This is a genomic window from Streptomyces sp. MB09-02B (assembly GCF_033794485.1).
GTDB lineage: Bacteria > Actinomycetota > Actinomycetes > Streptomycetales > Streptomycetaceae > Streptomyces.
Window position 1 is genome coordinate 1 of the sequence record NZ_JARGEE010000002.1, and the last position, 22,183, is coordinate 22,183.

Consider the following 22,183-nt stretch of genomic DNA (forward strand, 5'->3'; position numbering starts at 1 on the left):
CCCCGTACCTCCACCCATGAACCCGCCCAACCCAGCGGAGCGCCCCGGTGCGATGATGGGCCCGCCATGACTGCCCCCCATCCACACCGGCCGGCCGCGACACGCCGGACCCGCGCCGGAGGCGACCTCCGGGTCCTGCGGGCCGCGGTGTTCGCCGCGGTCTGCGTCGTGCTGGCCGGGGCCGGACACGCGCTCGCCTCGTGCGCGGCGGTCCCGCTGTGGAGCCTGGGCGTCGGGTTCATCGGCACCTTCTGCGTCGCCGCCACGCTGGCCGGACGGCAACGCTCACTCCCGGGCATCGCGGCACTCCTGGCGGTGGGCCAGACCGCGCTGCACATCCTGTTCGGCCTGAACCAGCACGGGACGACCGCCGCGTCAGGCACCACGGAGACCATGGACGCGGCGCTCATCGAGCGCGCGGCCCGCTTCGTGTGCGGTACGACCGCGGCAGCCCTGAGCCCCGAGCGGGCCCGTCGCATCCTCATCGACGCCGGTGTCGGCGGCACGCACGTCACGCACGACCCGGCGGACGCGATGACGACCGCGCCGGGCTCCTCCGCCGCGCTTTTGCCGTCCCTGCCCATGCTGCTCGGCCATGTACTCGCGGCCGTAGCCGCCGGGTGGGTGCTGCGCCACGGCGACCTCGCGCTGCTGCGCCTGACCAGGCTGGCGACCGAGGAGCCTCTCGTACGGTCGCTGCGGGGCGCGCTCGCGCTGGGGCGGGCCCTGCAGTCCGGGCTCCCGGGCGCGCCGGAGGTCGTTTCGCGCGCCCCGCACACCGTGTACACGGCGCCCGCCGCCCTGCGGACGACCGCACTCCAGCACACCCTCGTCCGCCGCGGCCCTCCGGTCGCCGCGCCCGCCTTCGCCCTCGCCGCCTGATCCGACGCCCGCTCACTCCCCACCGGGGAGAGGGAGTCCGTCGCCCGGCGTCGAGACCCGCGCCCCGCTGCCGACCCCGGTCCAGCGACTCCGACCGACTCCTGCCCTACGGCTCCTGCCCCCACGGGCTCTGGCTCTGCGGCTCCGGCTCTGCGGTTCCCGCACTTGGGCGGCTGAACCGGACCTCTGCCGGAACCATGGGCTCGGACCTGCAGGCTCGGATCCGCAGGCTCGGATCCGCAGGCTCAGGCCCACGGACTCGGACCACCGGCTCCCGGCCTCTGCTCCTGGTCCCGACCCTGGCATGCCGGCCAGGCTCCGGCCCGGCTGGCTCCGGCTCCGGCTCCGGCTCCGGCTCCGGCTCCGGCTCCGGCTCCGGGCCCAGGTTGCCGGCCGGGTTCCGGTCCAGGTGATCGGCCCCGGTCCCAGGTCGCGCGGCCCGGTTCCGGCTCGCCTCTCGGTCTCGGTGTCGGGCCGGCTGTCGGCTCGCGGCGTGCACTGTCCCTCGTCCTCTCTTCTTCCTCACCCACTGTGGAGTGTCACCAGTCATGAAGGCTTCTCGTATCGCCGCCGTCGGCGCCCTCGCCGGTTCGGCCGTCCTCCTCCTGTCCGGCCCCGCGTTCGCTCACGTCAGCGTCGCGGCGGAGGGCACGGCGGCCAAGGGCGGGTACGCGACCGTCAACTTCAAGGTCCCCAACGAGCGCGACGACGCCACGACCACCAAGCTCGAGGTGAACTTCCCCACCGACCACCCGCTCGCCTCGGCCCAGCCGGAGGCCGTCCCCGGCTGGAAGATCCAGGTCACCAAGGCCACGCTCGACAAGCCGGTCGAACTGCACGGCGAGCAGATCGACGAGGCCGTCTCCAAGATCACCTGGACCGCCACCGGCGACGGCATCGCGAAGGGCTTCTTCCAGAAGTTCCCGGTCTCCATCGGTCAGCTCCCCGAGAACACCGACGAACTGGTCTTCAAGGCGATCCAGACGTACTCCAACAAGGAGGTCGTCCGCTGGATCGAGGTGCCGAAGGAAGGCCAGGAGGAGCCCGACAACCCGGCCCCCGTGCTCGCGCTGTCCGCCGCGTCCGACGACCACCACGGCGCGTCAGGCGCCTCGAACGCCTCCGACGAGTCGAAGGACGCCGACGACGCCGAGGCCGCGTCGAACGAGACCACCGCCGCGCCCGCCGACAGCAGCGACACCACCGCCCGTGTCCTCGGCGTCGTCGGCATCGTCGTCGGCGCCGCGGGCGTGGCGTACGGCGTCCTGGCCGGCCGCCGGCGCACGAACGCCTGAGCCCACGGCTTCCTGGCCCTCCCCCCGGCGCGCACGGGTACGCCCCGTGCGCGCCGGGGCTCGAACCCCCTGGACATTTCTCATGCGCACGAACACGAAGAAGAAGGCGCTCGCGGCCGGTGCCCTGCTGGTCGCGGCCGTCCTCGGCCTCTCGGCCTGCGGCACGGGCGACAGCTCCACCACGTCGGTCGCCGAGGTCTCCGACACCGGCCCGCGGAAGGCCGCCACGGTTCTGGACCAGCCGTTCACCAAGCCCGACCTGGTCCTCACCGACACGAAGGGCAAGTCGTACGACCTCCGCAAGGAGACCGAGGGCAAGCCGACGCTGATCTACTTCGGCTACACCAACTGCCCCGACGTCTGCCCGCTCACCATGAACAACCTCGCGGTCGCGAAGAAGGAGATCGCGAAGAAGGTGCCGAAGGCGGAGCTGGCGAACCTGCGGCTCGTCTTCGTCACCACCGACCCGGAGCGCGACACCCCGGCGGAACTGGGGAAGTGGCTCAAGGGCATCGACTCCGAGATCGTCGGCCTGACCGGCGACTTCGACGACATCCAGGCCGGCGCCCGCACTGTCGGCATCTCCATCGCCCCGCCGACCAAGGACAAGAACGGCAAGACGGTCTCCGAGCACGGCACTCAGGTCATCGCGTTCTCGCCGAAGACCGACGGTGGTTATGTGCTGTACGGCGAGGGCGCCACCGTGCAGGACTACGAGAAGGACCTGCCGAAGCTGCTCAAGGGCGAGAAGCCGTGAGACCACTGACCGGTCCCGTCCTGATCACCGCCGCCGCGCTCGTCGCCCTGACGGGCTGCGGCTCCACCGGTTCCACCGCCGACGACTCCTCCGCCGCGAACCTGTCCGTGAAGGCGGCCTACATGCCGCAGCCCGTCACGGACTCCATGGCCGCCGGTTACCTCGTCATCGAGAACGACGGCGGTACGGCGGACGAGCTGACCTCCGTCACCAGCGACCTCGCCCAGGACGTCACCGTCCACGAGACGACCGGGCAGTCGATGCGCGAGGTCGCGGCTCTGAAAGTCCCCGCCGACGGCGAACTCGTCCTGGAGAGCGGTGGGAACCACCTGATGTTCGAGAACCTGAAGCGCAAGCCGAAGGAAGGCGAGACGGTGTCCCTGCGGTTGAACTTCACCAAGTCCGAGGCCATCGCGGTCGAGATGCCCGTGAAGTCGGCGACGTACCAGCCGACCAGCGGTCACTGAGGGAGGTAGCACCGGTGAGCCGGTTGAGGCCGTTGCTGTTGCTGTTGTTCGCCACCGTCGGAGCGCTGCTCGCCGGTGCCGTACCCGTCTCCGCGCACGCCGCGCTGACGGGCAGCGACCCGCAGCAGGGGTCGGTGGTCCAGGAGGCACCGGACCGGGTGTCGCTCACCTTCTCCGAGAAGGTCGCGATGTCCGACGGTTCGGTGCGCGTGTACGACCCCAAGGGCAAGGAGGCCGACACCGGCGAGGTCACCGATCTGGGCGGCAACAGCTACGCCGTCGGGCTGCACTCGGGCCTGCCCGACGGCACGTTCACCGTCACCTACCAGGTCGTCTCGGCGGACAGCCATCCCGTCTCCGGCGCCTTCACCTTCTCGGTGGGGGCGCCGTCCAAGACGACGGTCGCCGTACCCGAGCAGGGCGTCGGCGGCGGGCTCGTCGGCGGCCTCTACGGCTTCGCACGCTATCTGTCGTACGCCGGGTTCATCCTGCTGGTCGGCGGCGCGACCTTCGTGCTGGCCTGCTGGCGGCGCGGTGCCGGGGTACGGCCCGTGCAGCGGCTCGTGGTGTCCGGCTGGCTCGCGCTGACGACCGCCACCCTCACGATGCTGCTGCTGCGCGGGTCCTACACGGGCTCCGGCAAGTTCGGCGACATCTTCGACCTGGACCTCCTCGGCCAGGTCCTCCAGACGAAGACGGGTGCCGCCCTGGTCTCCCGTCTGCTGCTCCTCGCCGCGGCGGCACTGTTCATCGCGGTGCTGTTCGGCGCGTACGCACGACGGGACGAGGCCACCGAGGCCACCGAGGACACCGAGGAGACCCACGGCGCCGAGGCCGTAGGCACCGAGGCCTCGGGCGCGTCCAAGGCCCCTGCAGACTCCAAGGCCTCGGCGGACTCCGCAGACGATACGGGCTCCGCCGACGACCCGGACGCCAAGGGCGACGCGGACTCCGAGAACGAGGAGGACGAGTCCCTCCGGCGGGACCTCACCTTCGGGCTGGCCATCGGCGGAGGCGTGGTCGCCGCCGGCCTCGCCGCGAGCTGGGCGATGGCCGAGCACGCCTCGACCGGTATCCAGACCGGTATCTCGATGCCGCTGGACGTCCTGCACCTGCTGGCCGTCGCCGCCTGGCTCGGCGGCCTGGCGACGCTGCTCGTGGCACTCTTCCGGGCACCCGTCGACGCGCAGATCGACACCGGGGCCGTACGGCGTTTCTCACGGCTCGCGTTCGGCAGCGTGCTCGTGCTGACCGCGACCGGGATCTACCAGTCGTGGCGCCAGGTCGGCAGCTGGTCCGCGCTGACCGGCACGTCGTACGGACAGCTCCTCCTCGTGAAGATCGGCCTCGTGGCCGTGCTGGTCGGGATCGCGTGGATCTCGCGCCGGTGGACCTCGCAGCTGGCGGAGGCGCCGGCCGCGGTGGAGACGGGGGCCGTCGAGGAGAAGGAGCCCGCCGAGGAGAAGGCGCCGGCGGCCGTGCACGCCGCGGGCGGCTCCGCCAAGGCGACCGGCGCGGGCTCCGAGCGGGCCGCTCAGCTCGCCCGGCAGCGGGCGGCGATGGCGAGCGCGCGCGAGAAGCGGATACGGAACGCGGATCCGGGCCGTACGGGTCTGCGTCGGTCCGTGCTGGCGGAGGCGGGCGTCGCCGTCGTCCTGCTCGCCGTCACGACGGTGCTGACGGCCACCGAGCCGGGGCGCACGGTGGAGGAGGCCGAGGCGGCCAAGGCTGCCGTGAGCCAGCAGGACGAGACGTCGGGCGCGCTGGCACTGGACATGTCGTTCGACACCGGGGGCAAGAACGGCCAGGGCGTGGCCCGGCTGCAGATCGACCCCGCGCGGGTGGGCGCCAACCAGATGCACGTCTATGTCCAGGGCCCCGACGGCAAGCCCATCGACGTCCCCGAGGTGAAGGTCGCCTTCACCCTGGAGGCCAAGAAGATCGGCCCGCTGCCCGTGGTTCCCGAACGCGTCACCACCGGCCACTGGACGGCGAGCGGCGTACAGGTCCCCATGGCGGGCGACTGGAAGATCGAGATCACCGTACGGACATCTGACATCGACCAGGTGACCGTCAGCAAGAACGCGAAGATCGGCTGAAACACACCATGGCTGACCAGAACCTCGTCGAAGACGGCTCCGCCGCGGTGACGCGAGACGAAGAGGCAACCCCCGGGAGACTCGCGAACGGACCCATCTCCCGGCGCCGACTGCTCGGCACGGCGGGCGCCACCGGCCTCGCCCTGGGCGCGGCGGGCGGCGCCGCAGGCTACGCGGCGGGCTCCGCTTCCCCGTCCTCCTCCGCCGGGAAGGTCACACCGCTGTCCTCCCTCGGCGCGGGGGAGGTGATGTTTCACGTGAAACATCAGCCGGGAATCACCACCCCGCTCCAGGCCCGTGGCCATCTCGTGGCCTTCGACCTGGCCGCCGGGGCGGGCCGCAAGGAGGCTGCCGCTCTGCTGCGCCGCTGGTCGGACACGGCCCGCCGGCTGATGGCGGGCGAGCCCGCGGCCCAGGACGACACCGATATCGCCCTGGACGCCGGGCCCTCGTCGTTGACGGTCACCTTCGGCTTCGGCCACAGCTTCTTCGCCCGTACCGGTCTGGAGAAGCAGCGTCCGGAATCCCTGGACCCGCTGCCGGACTTCTCCTCGGACCAGCTCGACAGGACACGCAGCGACGGCGACCTGTGGGTGCAGATCGGGGCGGACGACGCGCTCGTCGCCTTCCACGCCCTGCGCGCGATCCAGAAGGACGCGGGCGCCGCGGCACGGGTGCGGTGGCAGATGAACGGCTTCAACCGCTCGCCGGGTGCCACGGCCCACCCCATGACCGCCCGCAACCTGATGGGGCAGATCGACGGCACCCGCAACCCCAAGCCGGCCGAGTCCGACTTCGACGAGCGGATCTTCGTGCCCGCCTCCGCCTCGCCGGGCACCTCCGGCGACCCGGCGTGGATGGCGAACGGCTCCTACGCCGTCGTACGCCGCATCCGCATGCTCCTCGACGACTGGGAGCAGCTCTCGGTCAAGGAGCAGGAGGACGTCATCGGGCGCCGGAAGTCCGACGGCGCCCCGCTGAGCGGGGGCTCGAAGGCGACGGAGACGACCGCGATGGATCTGGAGAAGACGGACGCCGAGGGCAATCTCCTGGTCCCGCTCAACGCGCACGCCCGCATCACCCGCCCCGACCAGAACGGGGGCGCGGCCATGCTCCGCCGCCCGTTCTCCTTCCACGACGGCATCGACGCGAAGGGCGTCCCCGACGCGGGTCTCCTCTTCGTCTGCTGGCAGGCCGACCCGCTCCGCGGCTTCGTCACCGTCCAGCGCAAACTCGACCGCGGCGACGCCCTGTCGAAGTTCGTCCGCCACGAGTCGAGCGGCCTCTTCGCGGTGCCGGGAGGCGCGGCCGAGGGTGAGTACGTGGGGCAGCGGCTGCTGGAGGGCTGACGGCCGGGCTGTCCGGCCGGGCCACCGGATCGGGCGTCGGGCGGGGCTGTCGGGCGGGGCTGTCGGGCCGAGGGTCGTACGGCTGGACCGAGGCCCATTAGGGTGAGTCCATGTCAGCCAGCTACGTGTACCTCGGCCCCGAGGGCACCTTCACCGAGGTCGCCCTGCGCACGCTGCCGGAGGCCGCGACCCGCGAGCTCGTCCCGGTGGTGTCCGTGCCCGCCGCGCTCGACGCCGTACGCAACGGAGAGGCCGAGGCCGCGTTCGTCCCGATCGAGAACTCCGTGGAGGGCGGCATCACGACCACGCTCGACGAGCTGGTCGCCGGGGCCCCGCTGATGATCTACCGCGAGGTGCTCCTCTCGATCACCTTCGCGCTCCTGGTCCGCCCGGGCACGCAGCTCTCGGACATCAAGACGGTCACCGCCCACCCCGCCGCCCAGCCGCAGGTCCGCAAGTGGATGAAGGCCAACCTCCCGCCCGACGTCGTCTGGGAGTCCGCCGCCTCGAACGCCGACGGCGCCCGCCTCGTCCAGGAGGGCCGGTACGACGCCGCCTTCGCCGGCGAGTTCGCGGCCTCCCGGTACGGCCTGGAGGCCCTGCAGACCGAGATCCACGACGCGGAGAACGCGCAGACCCGGTTCGTCCTGGTCGGCCGGCCCGCCCGGCCAGCCGCCCCGACCGGCTCCGACAAGACGTCCGTCGTGATCTGGCAGCGCGACGACCACCCCGGCGGACTGCGTGACCTGCTCGGTGAGTTCGCCGTCCGTGGCGTCAACCTCATGCTTCTGCAGTCCCGCCCGACCGGCGAGGGCATCGGCAACTACTGCTTCGCCATCGATGCCGAGGGCCATATCTCCGACCGCCGGGTGGCGGAGGCGCTGATGGGCCTCAAGCGGGTCTGCCTCCAGGTCCGCTTCCTCGGTTCGTACCCGCGTGCGGACGCCGCCACCGCGAAGGTCCGGCCCACACTGCCGGGCACCTCGGACACCGAGTTCGTGGCCGCGGCGGACTGGGTGGCGCGCTGCCAGGACGGCCGGTTCTGAACCGGCCCACCGCCGGTGCTACCTGCTTATTTTCTTTGTCCACAGAAGTTATCCACAGGGGACCTTCTCGACCTGGGGACAAGTCGACAACACAGCGCCACTCAGTCGACAAATCCCCTTCGCGGGCCCCGCCGCGTCCACAACCCCGTGGGTCACCCTTCGTCCACGTGTTTCCTCACGTCCACCCTTTAGAGCGACCCATTTCCACGTCAATCCACTCGAAAGTGGGCGTGAAGGCGGTTTGGGTCGGGAATCCTCAAGACGGCACCCGATTTCCCAAGCGATCTTCCCGGACATCCACAGATCTTTCGCACAGCCTGTGGATAACTTTGCGGCACCGCGGATTCCTGTGGACGACCGATCCCCAAGTCCCTTGCGGCGCAAGGGAGTCGAGTCAACCAGGCGCCGCGACCCTGCCCTCTTTCAGGGGGCCACCCCTCACCTCATTGACTTTCACCGGCCCCCGCCATGCCGTGTCAACGCGATCGATATTCCACTCAAAACGCCACAAGAACGGCGTAGCGCGAATTCAAGTCGTAGGCCGGAACCACGCACCGGTAGCCTTGAGGGGTGATTGACCTTCGCCTGCTCCGTGAGGACCCCGACCGTGTGCGCGCGTCCCAGCGCGCCCGTGGAGAGGACGTCGCGCTCGTCGACTCCCTCCTGTCCGCCGACGAGCGGCGCAGGTCGTCCGGCGTCCGCTTCGACGAGCTCCGTGCCGAACAGAGGTCGCTCGGCAAGCTGATCCCCAAGGCCTCCGCCGACGAGAAGGCCGAGCTGCTCAAGCGCGCGGAACAACTCAAGGCCGACGTCAAGGCCGCCGACGCCGAGCGCGACGCGGCCGACACCGAGACCCGGGAGCTCCTCCTCCAGCTCGGCAACCTCGTCCACCCCGACGTCCCCGTCGGCGGCGAGGAGGACTTCGTCACGCGGGAGACGCACGGCGAGATCCGCGACTTCGCGGCCGAGGGCTTCGAGCCCAAGGACCACCTGGAGCTCGGCACGATCCTCGGCGCCATCGACACCGAGCGCGGCGCCAAGGTCTCCGGCTCGCGCTTCTACTTCCTGACGGGCATCGGCGCCCTCCTCGAGCTCGCCCTGGTCAACGCGGCGATCGCCCAGGCCACCGCGGCAGGCTTCACACCGATGCTGACCCCGGCGCTGGTCCGCCCGCAGTCGATGGCCGGCACCGGCTTCCTCGGCCAGGCCGCGCAGGACGTCTACCACCTCGACAAGGACGACCTGTACCTGGTCGGCACCTCCGAGGTCGCGCTCGCGGCGTACCACATGGACGAGATCATCGACGCCGACCGCCTCCCCCTGCGGTACGCGGGCTTCTCCCCCTGCTTCCGCCGCGAGGCCGGTTCGCACGGCAAGGACACCCGGGGCATCTTCCGCGTCCACCAGTTCGACAAGGTCGAGATGTTCTCGTACGTCGCGCCCGAGGACTCGCAGGCCGAGCACCAGCGCCTGCTGGACTGGGAGAAGCAGTGGCTGACCTCGCTCGAACTGCCTTTCCGTGTCATCGACGTCGCCTCCGCCGACCTCGGCTCCTCGGCCTCACGCAAGTTCGACTGCGAGGCGTGGATCCCGACCCAGGGCAAGTACCGCGAGCTGACCTCGACGTCCGACTGCACGGAGTACCAGTCGCGCCGACTGCAGATCCGCTTCCGTGACGGCAAGCAGGTCAAGCCGCTGGCCACGCTCAACGGCACGCTCTGCGCCGTCCCGCGCACCATCGTGGCGATCCTCGAGAACCACCAGCAGGCCGACGGCTCGGTCCGCGTCCCCGAGGTCCTCCGCCCGTACCTGGGCGGCCGCGAGGTGCTGGAGCCGGTAGCCAAGTGAGCGACGCGGCAGCCACCAGGGGCCCCACGGGCTCCGGCGAGACCGCGGTGTCCGAGGCGCCCGGAGCGCCCGGAGCGTCCGGAGCGTCCGAGACGACCACGGCCTCCGAACCGTCCGTGACGCCCCCGGGTTTCCCCTACAAGCTGATCGCGACCGACCTCGACGGAACGCTTCTGCGTTCCGACGACACGGTCTCCCGGCGCACCCGTGAAGCGCTCGCCGCGGCCACCGCGGCGGGCGCCGCCCACATCGTCGTCACCGGCCGCGCCGTCCCCTGGACCCGCCACATCCTCGACGACCTCGACTACCGGGGCCTGGCCGTCTGCAGCCAGGGCGCACAGGTGTACGACGCCGGAGAGCACCGGCTGCTCACGGCCGTCACCCTGGACCGGCAGCTCGCCGCCGTCGCCCTCGCCAAGATCGAGGCGGAGGTCGGCCCTCTGCACCTGGCCGCCAGCCGCGCGGGCCTGGACGGCGAGATCCTGGTCGGCACCGGGTACGCCCTGCACGGCTCGCTCCCCACCACCCCGCTCACGGACGTGTCCGACCTCTGGGCGGCCCCGCTGAACAAGATCTACATTCAGCACCCCACCCTGACCACCGACGAGCTCGCCGAGGCCGCCCGTCAGGCCGCCGGCGGCTTCGTCACGGTCGCCATGGCCGGTGAGGGCATCGTCGAACTGCTCCCCCTCGGCCTCACCAAGGCCACCGGCCTCTCCCTCGCCGCCCGCCGCCTCGGTATGAAGCGCACGGACACCATCGCCTTCGGTGACATGCCCAACGACATCCCCATGTTCACCTGGGCCACCCACGGCGTGGCCATGGCCAACGCCCACGTCGACCTCAAGGCCGTCGCCGACGAGGTGACCTCCTCGAACGAGGACGACGGCATCGCCGAGGTACTCGAACACCTGCTCCCCTGAGAACGCGCACCGCCGCCCTCGCCGCGACGACGGCGAGGGCGTGTGGAAGTGGGGACGGCACCACGAGGAGGGCTGGCCCGACGGCCGCCATGCGGGGGCGCGCGAGGACGGGCGCCGACCGACAGCCAACGTCTGGAGCCCCGGCACAGATCACCGGGCGCCTTTGCTCAAAGCCCTGAAGCCCTGAAGCCCTGAGCACTCAGCGCTCCGCCCGGACCCCCCCAAGCTCCGCAACAGCCTCGCGAGCCTCTCCACACGTATCCCCGGCCCAACGACCCGGCCAAGTCACAGCGACAGCGAAACGGCGGAGGATGCACGGATCGAACGTGCGCGGGCAGAACCCGACCACGGCTTAGCAAGCCGGTGCCTTACCACTCGGCCAATCCTCCGGGTGGGCGGCCCACGCGAAGCGATTCGCGCGCTCGAAGCGGCCGCCCCGGGCAGCTCCCCACTGGGGGACGGACTCGACGGAGGGGTGACTACTCCGGAGCCCGTCGTGGGCTGCCCTGCGGGAAACTCGACGTACCGCGCCTGAAGGACAGCATCGCCGGGCTCCTCTCCCAGTACGTGGCGCCGCTCGATCCGGCGACCTGGACATCAACCACTGTGCCCGGCGACCGAGCCGCCCGCCACCGAATATCGGCCGCCCGGCCCCCGACCACGCCGAACGGTCACCGGCGGCGCCACTTGCGGCGCCGTGCCTTGCTGAAGAACCACCCGGCGGGCGGCTCGTCCGAGCGCCAGGGCTGGGGATCCGGGGCCTGTCGCCGCCACCGCTCCGCCAACATCCGGGCCCGCGCCGACGGTTCGGCCGTCTCGGCGGACCGTATGAAGTCCTCGTCCAGCACGAGGTCGTCCCAGACGTCCTCACCCGCGTCCCGCGTCTCACCGCCGTCGGACGAATGCTCCGCTGTCATCCCCGTTCCTCCCGCCCTCTGGCCGCCCTTCCTGGCCGCTGTGCCGCGTGTAACCCTCCTGCCGAGTCTGCCTGGTGGTGCGTGAAGCCTCCGTCAAGATCAACGGAACGGCCTCCGGGGCGAGCCGCCCCGGAGGCTCCCGTCACTCCTCGCCGGCGAGCTTCAGCGTCCGCAGTTTCTGTCCCGCGTACCAGGTCGCGCCCGCTGTGACGACCGTCAACAGGACCACCGCGGTGGGCAGTCCGACGTCGGAGGTCACCAGACCGCCGTCGGTGACCTTCTGGGCGACGGCCAGCGCCCACTGCTGGACGCTGAGGGTGCGCGCCCCCTCCACCAGGGACCCGAAGAGGGTCTCCCAGACGAGTGCGTAGACGAGCCCGAAGACGACCGCGTGCCGGGTGACCGTCCCGAGGAGCAGGAACATCGCGGCGTAGGCGATCGAGGCGACCAGCGCCGCCACCGTGTAGGCGACCGCGATCTGCTGCCCGTTGCCGTTCAGGATCAGACCGGCGATCAGCGTCGGTACGGCCGAGAAGGCCATGGTCACCGCGATCGCCACGATCAGCTTGGTGAAGATGATCGTCGGCCGCTTCACCGGCTTGGCCAGCAGATACACCACGGAGCCGTCGTCGATCTCCGGCCCGATCGCGCCTGTTCCCGCGATGACGCCGATGATCGGCACCATCGTGGCGAGCGCGAATCCGCCCAGGAGATCGGCGGCCACCTGGTCGTCGGCGCCGCTCAGGGCACGCACGGCCACGGAGAGCACGAGCAACAGGGCGGGCAGCGCGCTGAGGATGAGGGCCCGACGGCGGCCGAGCAGGGCCCGGTAGGTGAGCCGGGCGACTGTGGGGTCGTACATGTTCGGCCTCCTACGCCGCGACGAGATACGAGAAGACGGACTCGAGGGACTCGTCCGACGGCGAGACCGTGAGCAGACGGATGCCGTGGTCCCGGGCCACCTTCGGCAGCAGTGCCGTGAACCGGCCGAAGTCGACGGCCTGGATACGCAACGCGCCCTCGGTCAGGTCGACTTCGATCCCGGCGGTCGACGGGTCGGCGATCAGCGCGGCGGCCAGGGCCCGGTCGTCGCTGGAGCGCACCAGGTAGCGGTGGGGGCGGTCGGTCATCAGCCGGCGGATGCGCCGGAAGTCGCCGCTCGCCGCGTGCCGTCCGGCGACGATCACCTCGATGTGGGCCGCCAACTGCTCGACCTCTTCGAGGATGTGGGACGAGAACAGCACCGTGCGGCCCTCGTCGCCCATCCGCCGCAGCAGGTCCATGAGCTGCATGCGCTGGCGCGGATCCATGCCGTTGAACGGCTCGTCGAGCAGGAGCAGCGACGGTTCGTGGACCAGCGCGGACGCCATCTTCACGCGCTGGCGCATGCCCTTGGAGTACGTCGAGATCTTGCGGTCCTGCGCGTACTCCATCTCCACCGTGGCGAGCGCCCGTTGGGCGGCGGTCGCCCCGAGGCCGTGCAACTCGGCGTTGGCGACGACGAACTCGCGACCCGTGAGGAAGTCGTACATCGCCTCCCGCTCGGGGACGATGCCGATGTGCTTGTAGATCTGCTCGTTGCGCCACACCGGCGTCCCGTCGAGGGTGACGGAGCCCGTGGAGGGGGCGAGGAAGCCGCCCATCATGTTGATGAGGGTGGACTTGCCGGCGCCGTTCGGGCCGAGCAGGCCGGTGACGCCGGGGCCGATCGTCATCGTGACGTCGTTGACCGCCACCACGTTGCCGAACCAGCGGGAGACGTGGTCGATGTTGAGGGTGGTCACAGCCCGACCTTTCGGTAGCGGCGCATCAGCAGGCCGTAGGAGCCGGCGATGAGACCCAGGACGACGAGGACGTAGAGGGCTCCCTGCCCGTCCGAGGGCCCGTGCCCGCCCGGGAAGGCGGAGGTGGCGCCCAGGAAGGCGGTCTGTACGCCGTCGATGAGCGTGATGGGCGAGAAGAAGCCGAGCCAGGGCACCACGTCCGAGCTGTTCTGCTCGGTGGCGATGGCCTGGACGACGGACACCGCGCCGTAGGAGATCGTCAGGACGGCGATGACGGCCGCGATGCCGAAGCCCCGCCGCGGGGTGACCGCCGAGATCACCAGGCCGATGCCGGCGAAGAGGAGTGACAGCAACGCCACGGACACCAGTCCCTGTGCCAGTCCCTTGGTCTGGTCGGTGAAGTCGAGCTTGGCCAGCAGCGCGCCGACGTAGAGCACGAGCAGGGGCACGGCGGTGAGGATGAACAGCGCCGAGGTCAGCGCCGCGAACTTCGCGCGGACGTAGTCCGCGGTCTCGATCGGGCGCGAGAAGTACAGCGGGACGGTCTTGAACCGCAGGTCGCGCGAGACGGACTGGGGTGCCTGGGAGGCGACGTACAGGCCGATGACGGCCTGCATGATGACCGCGTAGTCGGTGTACTTCACGGGCAGGTCGTTGGCCTGGGTGGCGACCGCCACCGCCACCATGATGGCCGCCGGCACGCACATCACCGCGAACAGCAGCATGGGCAGCACCTTGGACTTGGCCGAGCGGCCCAGTCCGTACGCGCCGCGCAGGGACTGCGAGTACAGCGAGCGCCTGGCGTAGGCGCGGCCGAGGCGGGGGCCGTCGTAGGAGCGGTATCCGATGTTGTGGATACGGCTCTGCTCGCCCGTGCGGGCGGGCTGTCCGCCGTCGAGGGACGGTGCCGGTGCACCGTGCTGCTCAACCGCCATGGCCGACCGCCTCCTTTCCTGCGTCCTGGGCGCTACGGGTGCCCTGCTGTTCGTCGTTGTCCTGGAAGACCTCTGCGATCTGGTGCCTGCGCTGCTCCATGCGGACCAGGCCGAGGCCCAGGTCGGCGACGACGTCGCGGATCAGGTCGTAGGTCTCGTCGCCCTGGGCGGTGAGCAGCAGGATGTGCCCGGCGCCCGGGAGGCCGCTGCCGTCGGAGACGGTGACCCCGCGCGCGTGGAGGGCCTGGCGCAGCGCGCCCGTGCCGTCCGGGTGCTCGTCGCTGTCGGTGACCTCGATCGCGAGGGTCGCCGTGCTCTGGGTGAAGTCCCTGGTGGAGCTGGACCGCAGGAGCTTGCCGCCGTCGACCACGACCACGTGGTCGCAGGTGCGCTCCAGTTCACCGAGCAGATGGGAGGTGACGAGGACGGAGATGCCGAAGTCGGTGTGGATGCGGCGGATGAGGCCGAGCATCTCGTCCCGGCCGACCGGGTCCAGGCCGTTGGTCGGCTCGTCCAGGAAGACCAGCTGCGGGTCGTGCACCAGGGCCTGGGCGAGTTTCACCCGCTGTTTCATGCCGGTGGAGTAGCCGCCGATGGGGCGGTACCGCTCCTCGTACAGACCGACGTGCCGCAGGGTGTCCGCGGTGCGCTCGCGCGCTGCGGTCGGGGGGAGTCCGGACATGCGGGCCATGTGCACGACGAACTCGGTGGCCGAGACGTCGGGCGGCAGGCAGTCGTGCTCCGGCATGTACCCCACGCGCTCGCGGATGGCGCCGCCCTTGGTGGCGACGTCGAGGCCGAGCACCTCGGCACGGCCCTCCGAGGCGGGGGACAGACCCAGCAGGATTTTGATCAGTGTGGACTTGCCGGCGCCATTGGCACCGACGAGTCCGGTCACACCGGGTCCGATGTCCACGGAGAGCCGGTCAAGAGCGGTCACCCTCGGGAACCGCTTGCTCAGGCTTTCGGTCGCGATCACAGTCACGATTTAGACATTAGGGGCGCGTGCGACCGCGGTCGTCAGCCCGGGGGGCTGTCTCGGTCTCACCCTGGAGTCGTACGGGCTCCTAGGGGGCATCAACCGCCGGTCCCCCTAGGGGTCACCCTGAAGGCCGAGCGACTGGACCGAGCCGAAGCGTCCGTCGGCAGCCGTCATGAGAGGGAACGACCGGCGTCGCGTATTCGTGCCCGGTGTTCGCTCCCTTCTTCGCACCCGTCTCCTCGGCGTGTCGCCTCCATCCCCGGCGGTTGTCCTGGTTGTCCACAGCCCGTACGCACCCCGTTGACGCAGCCACCACTCACTGGCACATTCATTGGTGTCACATCACGAACACGGACCGTAGTCGACGAGATCGGGCGGGGCAGGCGGGGCAGTGCCCGCCGACGGCCGACGGCCGAAGGGGGAGACATGGCGGATGCGGGCACACTCGAAGGTGCGCGGGAGCGCAGGGTGCGCGCGGACGGAGTCGAGTTGAGCGTCGCCGAACTCGGTGCCCCCGAGCGGCCGACCGTTCTGCTCGTGCACGGCTATCCCGACACCAAGGAGGTCTGGTCCGAGGTCGCCGTTCGGCTCGCGGAGCGCTTCCACGTGGTGTTGTACGACGTGCGCGGCCACGGCGACTCCACGGCACCGGAGCCGCTGCGGGGCGGATTCACGCTGGAGAAGCTGACGGACGACTTCCTGACGGTCGTGGACGCCGTCAGCCCCGACCGCCCCGTGCACCTGGTGGGACACGACTGGGGGTCGGTCCAGGGCTGGGAGTTCGCGACGGTCGAGCGCACCAAGGGGCGCATCGCGTCCTTCACGTCGATGTCCGGCCCCTCCCTCGACCACATGGGGCACTGGATCAAGCGGCGGGTGAGACGCCCGACCCCGCGCCGGATCGGCCAACTCCTGGGCCAGGGGGCCAGGTCCTGGTACATCTACGTGCTGCACACCCCCGTCCTGCCCGAGCTCGCCTGGCGCGGGCCCCTCGGCAAGGCGTGGCCCGGCCTGGTCCGAAGAGCCGAGAAGCTGCCCCGGGGCTCCTATCCGAGCGCGTCGCTGCCCACCGACGCCGCGCACGGGGCCTGGCTGTACCGGGACAACATGCGCGCTCGTCTGGCCCGCCCCCGGGACGACGCGTACGCCCACGTGCCCGTGCAGCTCATCACGCCCCTGGGTGACCAGTTCCTCTCCGAGCGGCTCCACGACGACCTGGAGGCGTGGGTTCCGCGACTGACCCGCCGCACTCTGCCGACCAAGCACTGGATCCCGCGCACACGGCCGGATCAACTGACCGCCTGGATCACGGAGTTCGTCACGGCGGCCGAGGGAGAGGGCGCGGCCCCGACAGCCACCGGGAAGCACATGGACCGATTCGGCGGGCAGTTGGTGCTGGTCACCGGCGCGGCCGGCGGTATCGGCCGGGCCACGGCCCTCGCGTTCGCCGAGGCGGGCGCACGCGTCGTCGCCGTCGACGTGGACGCCGAAGGAGCCGCTCGCACCGCGGAGTCGTCCCGGCTGCTCGGCGCTCCCGAAGCCTGGGCGGAGGCGGTCGACGTCTCGGACGAACAGGCCATGGCGAAGCTCGCCGAGAAGGTCGCCACCGAGTACGGCGTGGTCGACGTGCTGGTGAACAACGCGGGGATCGGGCTGTCCGGGACCTTCCTGGACACCACCGTCGAGGACTGGCGCCGGGTCCTCGACGTCAACCTGTGGGGCGTGATCCACGGCTGCCGGCTCTTCGGCGGGCAGATGGCCGAGCGCGGCCAGGGTGGCCACATCGTCAACATCGCCTCGGCCGCGGCGTATCTGCCGTCCCGGTCGCTGCCCGCGTACAGCACGTCCAAGGCGGCGGTACTGATGCTGAGCGAGTGCCTGCGCGCGGAACTGGCCGGGCGGGACATCGGGGTGTCGGCGATCTGTCCTGGCCTCGTCAACACCGGCATCACCTCGACCGCGCGCTTCGCCGGTGTCGACGCCGAAGAGGAGAAACGCCGGCAGCGGAGGGCCGCGAAGCTCTACGGCCTGCGGAACTACCCGCCGGAGAAGGTCGCGGAAGCCGTGCTGCGCGCGGTCGTCCGCGACCAGGCGGTCGTCCCCGTCACCCCGGAGGCCCGTGGCGGCCGCTTCATGTCCCGCTTCGCCCCCCGCGCGCTGCGCGCGCTCGCCCGTCTGGAACCACCGCTGTGAGCCCCCAGGACGAGCAGGACGACGTACCGGGGCGGGCCGTGTACCGCATCGACGACCTGGCGCACCGCAGCGGCGCCACGGTCCGGACGATCCGCGCCTACCAGGACCGCGGGCTTCTCCCGAGCCCCGAGCGGCGCGGCCGCGCCAACGTGTACTCCGACGCGCATCTGACCAGACTGCGGCAGATCGCCGACCTCCTCGACCGCGGTTACACCCTCGCCTCCATCAAGGAGCTTCTGGAGGCCTGGGACACGGGCCGTGGTCTCGGCGGGGTCCTGGGCCTGGCCGCGGAGGTCGAGGGGCCGTGGACCGACGAGGAGAACCTGTTCCGCGTACCGAGCCCCCAAGAACTCGCCCTGGCGGCGGAGTTGCGTGCCACAGGCGTACCGCTGTCCGCAATCGCCGGTCACCCAAGGGAGTTGAGGGAGACGGTCGAGCACATCGCCCCCCACTTCCTGGAGTTCACCACCGAGCCACTCGCCCAGCAGACGGTGGACGCCGAGCGCAAGGAGGAGTCGTGCTCCGTGCTGATCCGGGCGTCCACGATCCGCGCCGTGGAGAGGCTGGTCGGCCCGGAGCAGGTCTCGGCCTTCGTCACGGCGGCCGCTGAACGCGAGGTGCAGGCACGCACTTTGGACACCATGACAGCAAATAAGCGCTTAAGCGGATAAATTGACCAATCACCCTGAATTCGATGGGTCGTTATCCACAGAATCTTCAATTCCCCTGTGGATAACTGCACTTGGCTGTGGATCAAACATCAGCAGCAAAATCAAGTGCGTGACGCGGGTCTCGCCGGGCACGCTGGCGAGATGAACGAACGACGTACCGTGAGAGTGTCGAAGTACCTCTCGAAGCACCTGCGACACCAGCCGGAGCGGATCGGCCTCACACTCGACGAGGGCGGCTGGGTCAGGATCGACACGCTCATGACGGCGGCGGCGGCCCACGGCCTCCCCTTCACCAGGGCCGAGCTCGACCACGTGGTCGAGGCCAACGACAAGCGACGCTTCGCCGTCGACGGCGACCGGATCCGCGCCAACCAGGGCCACACCGTCGAGGTCGACCTGGGCCTGCCCCCGGCGACCCCGCCGGCGAACCTCTACCACGGGACCGTGGCGGCCTACCTGGGCGCGATCCGCGCCGAGGGACTGCGCGCCATGAACCGGCACGACGTGCACCTCTCACCCGACCGCGAGACCGCCACCCGCGTCGGCGCCCGCCGCGGCCGCCCCGTCGTGCTGCCCGTGGACTCGGGCGCCATGCACCGCGACGGCCACGTCTTCCGGGTCAGCGACAACGGGGTGTGGCTGACCGAGGCGGTTCCGCCCCGGTACCTGCGCTTCCCCGAGTCCCACTGAGCGGAGCCACGCGACGGGTGCCCTTACCCTCGAGGTATGAGTCTGCGTCTGAGCACCGTGATCCTGCCGTACCTCCGCTGGCACGAGGGCGGCCGCGACATGTGGCAGCGGGCCGAGCAGCTCGGGTTCCACACCGCGTTCACCTACGACCACCTGTCGTGGCGCACTTTCCGGGACGGGCCGTGGTTCGGCGCCGTGCCCACCCTGACGGCGGCGGCTGCCGTCACCGACCGCATCCGCCTCGGCACGCTCGTGACCTCGCCGAACTTCCGGCACCCGGTGACCCTCGCCAAGGAACTGATCTCCCTCGACGACATCTCGGGCGGCCGGATCACCCTGGGCGTCGGCGCGGGCGGAACCGGCTTCGACGCCACAGCACTGGGCCAGGAACCGTGGACGCCGCGCGAGCGCGCCGACCGTCTCGCCGAGTTCGTCCCCCTGCTCGACCGGCTGCTCACCGAGGACTCCGTCTCGTACGAGGGCGACTACTACTCCGCGCACGAGGCGCGGAGCATCCCCGGCTGCGTCCAGCGGCCCCGGCTGCCCTTCGCGGTGGCCGCCACCGGGCCGCGCGGGATGCGGCTGGCCGCCCGGTACGGACAGGCCTGGGTGACCACCGGGGACCCCAAGCTCTTCGAGACGGGCACGCCCGAGCAGTCGGTGCACGCCCTGCGCGGGCAGGTCGAGAAGCTGGCCGACACGGCCGCCGCGGTCGGCCGCGACGCGGCCCGGCTCGACAAGATCCTCCTCACCGGATTCACCCCGGACCGAGGCCGCCCACTGGAGTCGCTCGACGCCTTCGTGGACTTCGCGGGCCGCCACGCCGAACTGGGCTTCACCGACCTCGTGATCCACTGGCCGATCCCGGACTCGGACTTCGCCGCCGACGAGAAGGTCTTCGAGCGGATCGCCATGGAGGCCGCGGCCCAGCTGGCGTGAACGCGCTCCCGGAGCCGTCGCGGCCGAGCGGCGGGCAGCGGCTCGGGCGTCCGCGAGAACAGCGTCGGTGACAGGTCGGGCGGCCGGACAGCCAGGCCCTTGATCACTCACTTGTGCGGGTGCGCGCACGGCCGTGCGCGCATGTGCGCGACAATGGGGTCCGTGACCTCAGCGACGCGACAGCCCGAGACCCCGGCCCCGACCGTCCCGCTCCGGCTGATAGCCACGGACCTCGACGGCACCCTGCTCCGCGACGACAAGTCGGTCTCCCCCCGCACCGTCGCCGCCCTCGCGGCCGCGGAGGAGGCGGGAGTCGAGGTCTTCTTCGTCACCGGGCGCCCGGCGCGCTGGATGGACGTCGTCAGCGAGCACGTCCACGGCCACGGCCTGGCGATCTGCGGAAACGGCGCTGCCGTGGTCGACCTGCACGGCGGCCCCGGCGCCCACCGCTTCGTCAAGGTCCGCGAGTTGGCGCGCGAGAACGCGCTCGACGCCGTACGGCTGCTGCGTGAGGCCGCGCCGGGCACCGTGTACGCGGTCGAGCAGACGTACGGCTTCAACCAGGAGCCCGAGTACCCGAAGCTCCACATGGAGATCCCGGACAACCTGGCACCCGCCGAGAAACTGCTGGCCCCGGGTGGTGTGGCCGATCACGAGCCGGTGCTGAAGATCCTCGCGTACCACCCGTCGATCGACCCCGACGACTTCCTCGCCACCGCGCGCATCGCCGTCGGCGACCGTGCCACCATCACCCGCTCCAGCCCCAGTGCCCTGCTGGAGATCAGCGGGCCGGGCGTCTCCAAGGCCAGCACCCTCGCCCTGTGCTGCGCCGAGCGCGGTATCTCCCACGAGGAGGTCGTCGCCTTCGGGGACATGCCGAACGACGTCGAGATGCTCACCTGGGCCGGCCAGTCGTACGCCATGGGCAACGCGCACCCGGACGTCCTCGCGGCGGCCTCCGGCCGGACCGTGGCCAACAACGACGACGGGGTGGCGGTCGTGATCGAGCGCCTGCTGGCGGAGCGGCTGTAGCCGGGATCCGCTGCAACGCCCGCTACAACTTCACCCCGTGCTTCCGCAGCCACGGCACGGGATCCACTCCCGAGCCCAGCTCCGGGGTGACCCGAACCTCGAAGTGCAGGTGGGGTCCGGTGGAGTTTCCGGTGGTGCCCGACTGGCCGATCCAGCGGCCCGGGCCCACACGGTCCCCCTGATCGACGGTGACGGCGGCGAGGTGCGCGTACTGCGTGAAGTAGCCGTCCGCGTGCTCGACGACGATCTCGATCCCGAAGGCGCCCCCGCACGACACCTTCACCACGCGCCCCGCGCCGACCGCCCGCACCGGCGTTCCGATCGGCACCGCGAAATCCTGCCCGGTGTGCCGACTGGCCCAGCGTTCACCACCGCTGCCGAAGCCGGCGGACAGTTCGTACGTGGCCACCGGGGCGACCCACGCGCTCGACGGCCCGCCGTCCGGCTGGTCCAAGCGGACTGCTCCACGGCAGGCGCCGGCCGCGACCGCTTCGTCGGCCTGGCCCTGCAGTGTCCACTGCGCCGCTTCGAGCTTCCGCTCGATCGCCTTCTTGGTCCTGGAGAGCCCGGTCTTCCACTCCTCCAGGGCTCGCCACGCCGTAGCCGCCCCCGCCTCGTCCTCGGCGAGCCGCGTCTCCGCGCGACGGCTCTTGGCCACGGCGTTGTTGACGGCCAGATCGGCCTGCCAGGCCGCCCGCTGACCTCGCATCAGCTCGTCGGGGTCCTTCGCGAACAGCATCTGCGCCGTGTACGGCACCCCGCCGCCCTCGCGGTACTGGGCGCGCGCGATCCGGCCGAGGTCGGCGTTGAGCACGGCGATCTGCTTCCGCTCCCGCGCGAGCAGCTTCTCCAGTCGGTCCGTCTTCGCCTTCTGTGCCTCAGCCGCCTCCCGCCCCGCCTCGTACCGCTGGGTGGCCACCGCCGCTTCCTCGAACAGCCGCGCCACCCGGGCGCTGACGCCTTCCTCCGCGGGCGCGCCCCCGGCCCCGCCGCGATCACTGTCGGCCGCCGTCGGCCGGGCCACGACAGTGGCGGAGGCACACAGCACCACGGCGACGAGCAGCGAGTGTCGGCGAGAGAAGCGCATACCAGCGATCGTGGACCTGCCCCACGCCGCAGTCCTGTTCGAGTCGTACGGCCGGGGGACACTCCACCCCGGACGGGCCAAGCTAATGAGCCGAACAGGGGCCTGGCAGCAGGGTGTTCGGCGCGGCCCCTTGCAACCGCGGCAGGCCCGTGCCGAACGAGCCCGATCAGAGGCCGACGGGGCGGCGACCCGGCCGGGCGGCGACACGGCTGGCGACACGGCCGACGGCACGGGCCTGGCGGCCAGGATGCCGACCGGACACCGGGCCGACCCGGCCTCCGGCACCG

At 71.1% G+C, this 22,183-nt stretch carries 20 protein-coding genes and 1 tRNA gene; 14 read left to right on the forward strand and 7 right to left on the reverse strand.

The genetic code is table 11. The features are described from left to right. The first annotated feature begins 66 nt into the window (after positions 1-66). The 9 genes from P1P70_RS00510 (at position 67) to P1P70_RS00550 (ending at position 10,666) form a co-directional block, all read left to right on the forward strand. Positions 67-882, forward strand: coding sequence for a hypothetical protein (locus tag P1P70_RS00510; RefSeq protein WP_319233581.1), 816 nt, complete (start codon positions 67-69; stop codon positions 880-882). A 548-nt stretch (positions 883-1,430) separates the two neighbouring features. Further along, positions 1,431-2,177, forward strand: coding sequence for a YcnI family protein (locus P1P70_RS00515; protein ID WP_319233582.1), 747 nt, complete (start codon positions 1,431-1,433; stop codon positions 2,175-2,177). 82 nt (positions 2,178-2,259) lie between these two features. After that, a complete protein-coding gene (locus P1P70_RS00520) occupies positions 2,260-2,934 on the forward strand; it encodes an SCO family protein (RefSeq protein ID WP_319233584.1) in 675 nt (224 codons plus the stop codon). Continuing rightward, positions 2,931-3,401: a copper chaperone PCu(A)C gene (locus P1P70_RS00525; RefSeq protein WP_319233586.1), complete on the forward strand. Its 471-nt coding sequence runs from the start codon at positions 2,931-2,933 to the stop codon at positions 3,399-3,401. The genes P1P70_RS00520 and P1P70_RS00525 overlap by 4 nt, the downstream gene beginning before the upstream one ends. Before the next feature lie 14 nt (positions 3,402-3,415). Then, positions 3,416-5,500 (forward strand): copper resistance CopC/CopD family protein, encoded by a 2,085-nt coding sequence (locus tag P1P70_RS00530; RefSeq protein WP_319233588.1) that lies wholly within the window; start codon positions 3,416-3,418, stop codon positions 5,498-5,500. Positions 5,501-5,508: 8 nt separating this feature from the next. Beyond that, positions 5,509-6,849 (forward strand): iron uptake transporter deferrochelatase/peroxidase subunit, encoded by a 1,341-nt coding sequence (gene efeB, locus P1P70_RS00535; protein WP_319233589.1) that lies wholly within the window; start codon positions 5,509-5,511, stop codon positions 6,847-6,849. 110 nt (positions 6,850-6,959) lie between these two features. Beyond that, positions 6,960-7,895 carry a prephenate dehydratase gene (gene pheA / locus P1P70_RS00540; protein ID WP_319233590.1) on the forward strand — a complete coding sequence of 312 codons (936 nt, stop codon included), beginning with the start codon at positions 6,960-6,962 and terminating at the stop codon, positions 7,893-7,895. Positions 7,896-8,465: 570 nt separating this feature from the next. Further along, positions 8,466-9,743, forward strand: coding sequence for a serine--tRNA ligase (gene serS / locus P1P70_RS00545; RefSeq protein ID WP_319233591.1), 1,278 nt, complete (start codon positions 8,466-8,468; stop codon positions 9,741-9,743). Positions 9,744-9,859: 116 nt separating this feature from the next. Beyond that, positions 9,860-10,666, forward strand: coding sequence for an HAD family hydrolase (locus P1P70_RS00550; protein ID WP_319233683.1), 807 nt, complete (start codon positions 9,860-9,862; stop codon positions 10,664-10,666). Positions 10,667-10,971: 305 nt separating this feature from the next. On the opposite strand, the gene P1P70_RS00555 is transcribed toward P1P70_RS00550, so the two are convergent. The 6 genes from P1P70_RS00555 to P1P70_RS00580 all read right to left on the reverse strand — a co-directional run bounded on the left by P1P70_RS00555 (position 10,972) and on the right by P1P70_RS00580 (position 15,281). Further along, positions 10,972-11,055, reverse strand: a tRNA-Ser gene (locus P1P70_RS00555). Positions 11,056-11,337: 282 nt separating this feature from the next. Next, positions 11,338-11,583, reverse strand: a complete 246-nt coding sequence (locus P1P70_RS00560) for a hypothetical protein (RefSeq protein WP_319233592.1) — start codon at positions 11,581-11,583, stop codon at positions 11,338-11,340. 142 nt (positions 11,584-11,725) lie between these two features. Beyond that, positions 11,726-12,445: an ABC transporter permease gene (locus P1P70_RS00565; RefSeq protein ID WP_239755796.1), complete on the reverse strand. Its 720-nt coding sequence runs from the start codon at positions 12,443-12,445 to the stop codon at positions 11,726-11,728. A gap of 10 nt (positions 12,446-12,455) precedes the next feature. After that, the gene (locus P1P70_RS00570) at positions 12,456-13,367 is read right to left on the reverse strand and encodes an ABC transporter ATP-binding protein (protein WP_319233595.1); all 912 of its coding nucleotides are present in this window, start codon (positions 13,365-13,367) and stop codon (positions 12,456-12,458) included. After that, complete coding sequence (locus P1P70_RS00575) at positions 13,364-14,302, reverse strand: ABC transporter permease subunit (protein ID WP_319233596.1); 939 nt, start codon at positions 14,300-14,302, stop codon at positions 13,364-13,366. Before P1P70_RS00575 ends, P1P70_RS00570 begins: the two co-directional genes overlap by 4 nt. Beyond that, positions 14,292-15,281, reverse strand: a complete 990-nt coding sequence (locus P1P70_RS00580; RefSeq protein WP_239760424.1) for an ABC transporter ATP-binding protein — start codon at positions 15,279-15,281, stop codon at positions 14,292-14,294. The genes P1P70_RS00575 and P1P70_RS00580 overlap by 11 nt, the downstream gene beginning before the upstream one ends. 429 nt (positions 15,282-15,710) lie before the next feature. Here P1P70_RS00580 and P1P70_RS00585 point away from each other — a divergent pair, with 429 nt between their 5' ends. From P1P70_RS00585 to P1P70_RS00605, 5 genes are all read left to right on the forward strand, one after another. Then, on the forward strand, positions 15,711-17,477 hold the full coding sequence (locus tag P1P70_RS00585; protein WP_319233598.1) for an SDR family oxidoreductase: 1,767 nt from the start codon (positions 15,711-15,713) through the stop codon (positions 17,475-17,477). After that, positions 17,474-18,148 (forward strand): MerR family transcriptional regulator, encoded by a 675-nt coding sequence (locus tag P1P70_RS00590; protein ID WP_319233600.1) that lies wholly within the window; start codon positions 17,474-17,476, stop codon positions 18,146-18,148. Before P1P70_RS00585 ends, P1P70_RS00590 begins: the two co-directional genes overlap by 4 nt. 141 nt (positions 18,149-18,289) lie before the next feature. Beyond that, complete coding sequence (locus P1P70_RS00595; RefSeq protein WP_319233602.1) at positions 18,290-18,838, forward strand: RNA 2'-phosphotransferase; 549 nt, start codon at positions 18,290-18,292, stop codon at positions 18,836-18,838. Positions 18,839-18,874: 36 nt separating this feature from the next. Next, positions 18,875-19,777 carry an LLM class flavin-dependent oxidoreductase gene (locus P1P70_RS00600; protein WP_319233604.1) on the forward strand — a complete coding sequence of 301 codons (903 nt, stop codon included), beginning with the start codon at positions 18,875-18,877 and terminating at the stop codon, positions 19,775-19,777. A gap of 162 nt (positions 19,778-19,939) precedes the next feature. After that, a complete protein-coding gene (locus P1P70_RS00605; protein WP_319233606.1) occupies positions 19,940-20,809 on the forward strand; it encodes an HAD family hydrolase in 870 nt (289 codons plus the stop codon). A 22-nt stretch (positions 20,810-20,831) separates the two neighbouring features. On the opposite strand, the gene P1P70_RS00610 is transcribed toward P1P70_RS00605, so the two are convergent. Continuing rightward, positions 20,832-21,896: a M23 family metallopeptidase gene (locus P1P70_RS00610; protein WP_319233607.1), complete on the reverse strand. Its 1,065-nt coding sequence runs from the start codon at positions 21,894-21,896 to the stop codon at positions 20,832-20,834. Positions 21,897-22,183 lie beyond the last annotated feature (287 nt).

Bases quoted from the DNA above. Each gene is read 5' to 3' on its own strand.
- P1P70_RS00515 (WP_319233582.1), top strand. From the start codon at position 1,431: ATGAAGGCTTCTCGTATCGCCGCCGTCGGCGCCCTCGCCGGTTCGGCC.
- P1P70_RS00565 (WP_239755796.1), bottom strand. From the start codon at position 12,445: ATGTACGACCCCACAGTCGCCCGGCTCACCTACCGGGCCCTGCTCGGC.
- P1P70_RS00560 (WP_319233592.1), bottom strand. From the start codon at position 11,583: ATGACAGCGGAGCATTCGTCCGACGGCGGTGAGACGCGGGACGCGGGT.
- P1P70_RS00595 (WP_319233602.1), top strand. From the start codon at position 18,290: ATGAACGAACGACGTACCGTGAGAGTGTCGAAGTACCTCTCGAAGCAC.
- P1P70_RS00585 (WP_319233598.1), top strand. From the start codon at position 15,711: ATGGCGGATGCGGGCACACTCGAAGGTGCGCGGGAGCGCAGGGTGCGC.
- pheA (WP_319233590.1), top strand. From the start codon at position 6,960: ATGTCAGCCAGCTACGTGTACCTCGGCCCCGAGGGCACCTTCACCGAG.
- P1P70_RS00520 (WP_319233584.1), top strand. From the start codon at position 2,260: ATGCGCACGAACACGAAGAAGAAGGCGCTCGCGGCCGGTGCCCTGCTG.
- P1P70_RS00575 (WP_319233596.1), bottom strand. From the start codon at position 14,302: ATGGCGGTTGAGCAGCACGGTGCACCGGCACCGTCCCTCGACGGCGGA.
- P1P70_RS00600 (WP_319233604.1), top strand. From the start codon at position 18,875: ATGAGTCTGCGTCTGAGCACCGTGATCCTGCCGTACCTCCGCTGGCAC.
- P1P70_RS00510 (WP_319233581.1), top strand. From the start codon at position 67: ATGACTGCCCCCCATCCACACCGGCCGGCCGCGACACGCCGGACCCGC.
- efeB (WP_319233589.1), top strand. From the start codon at position 5,509: ATGGCTGACCAGAACCTCGTCGAAGACGGCTCCGCCGCGGTGACGCGA.
- P1P70_RS00610 (WP_319233607.1), bottom strand. From the start codon at position 21,896: ATGCGCTTCTCTCGCCGACACTCGCTGCTCGTCGCCGTGGTGCTGTGT.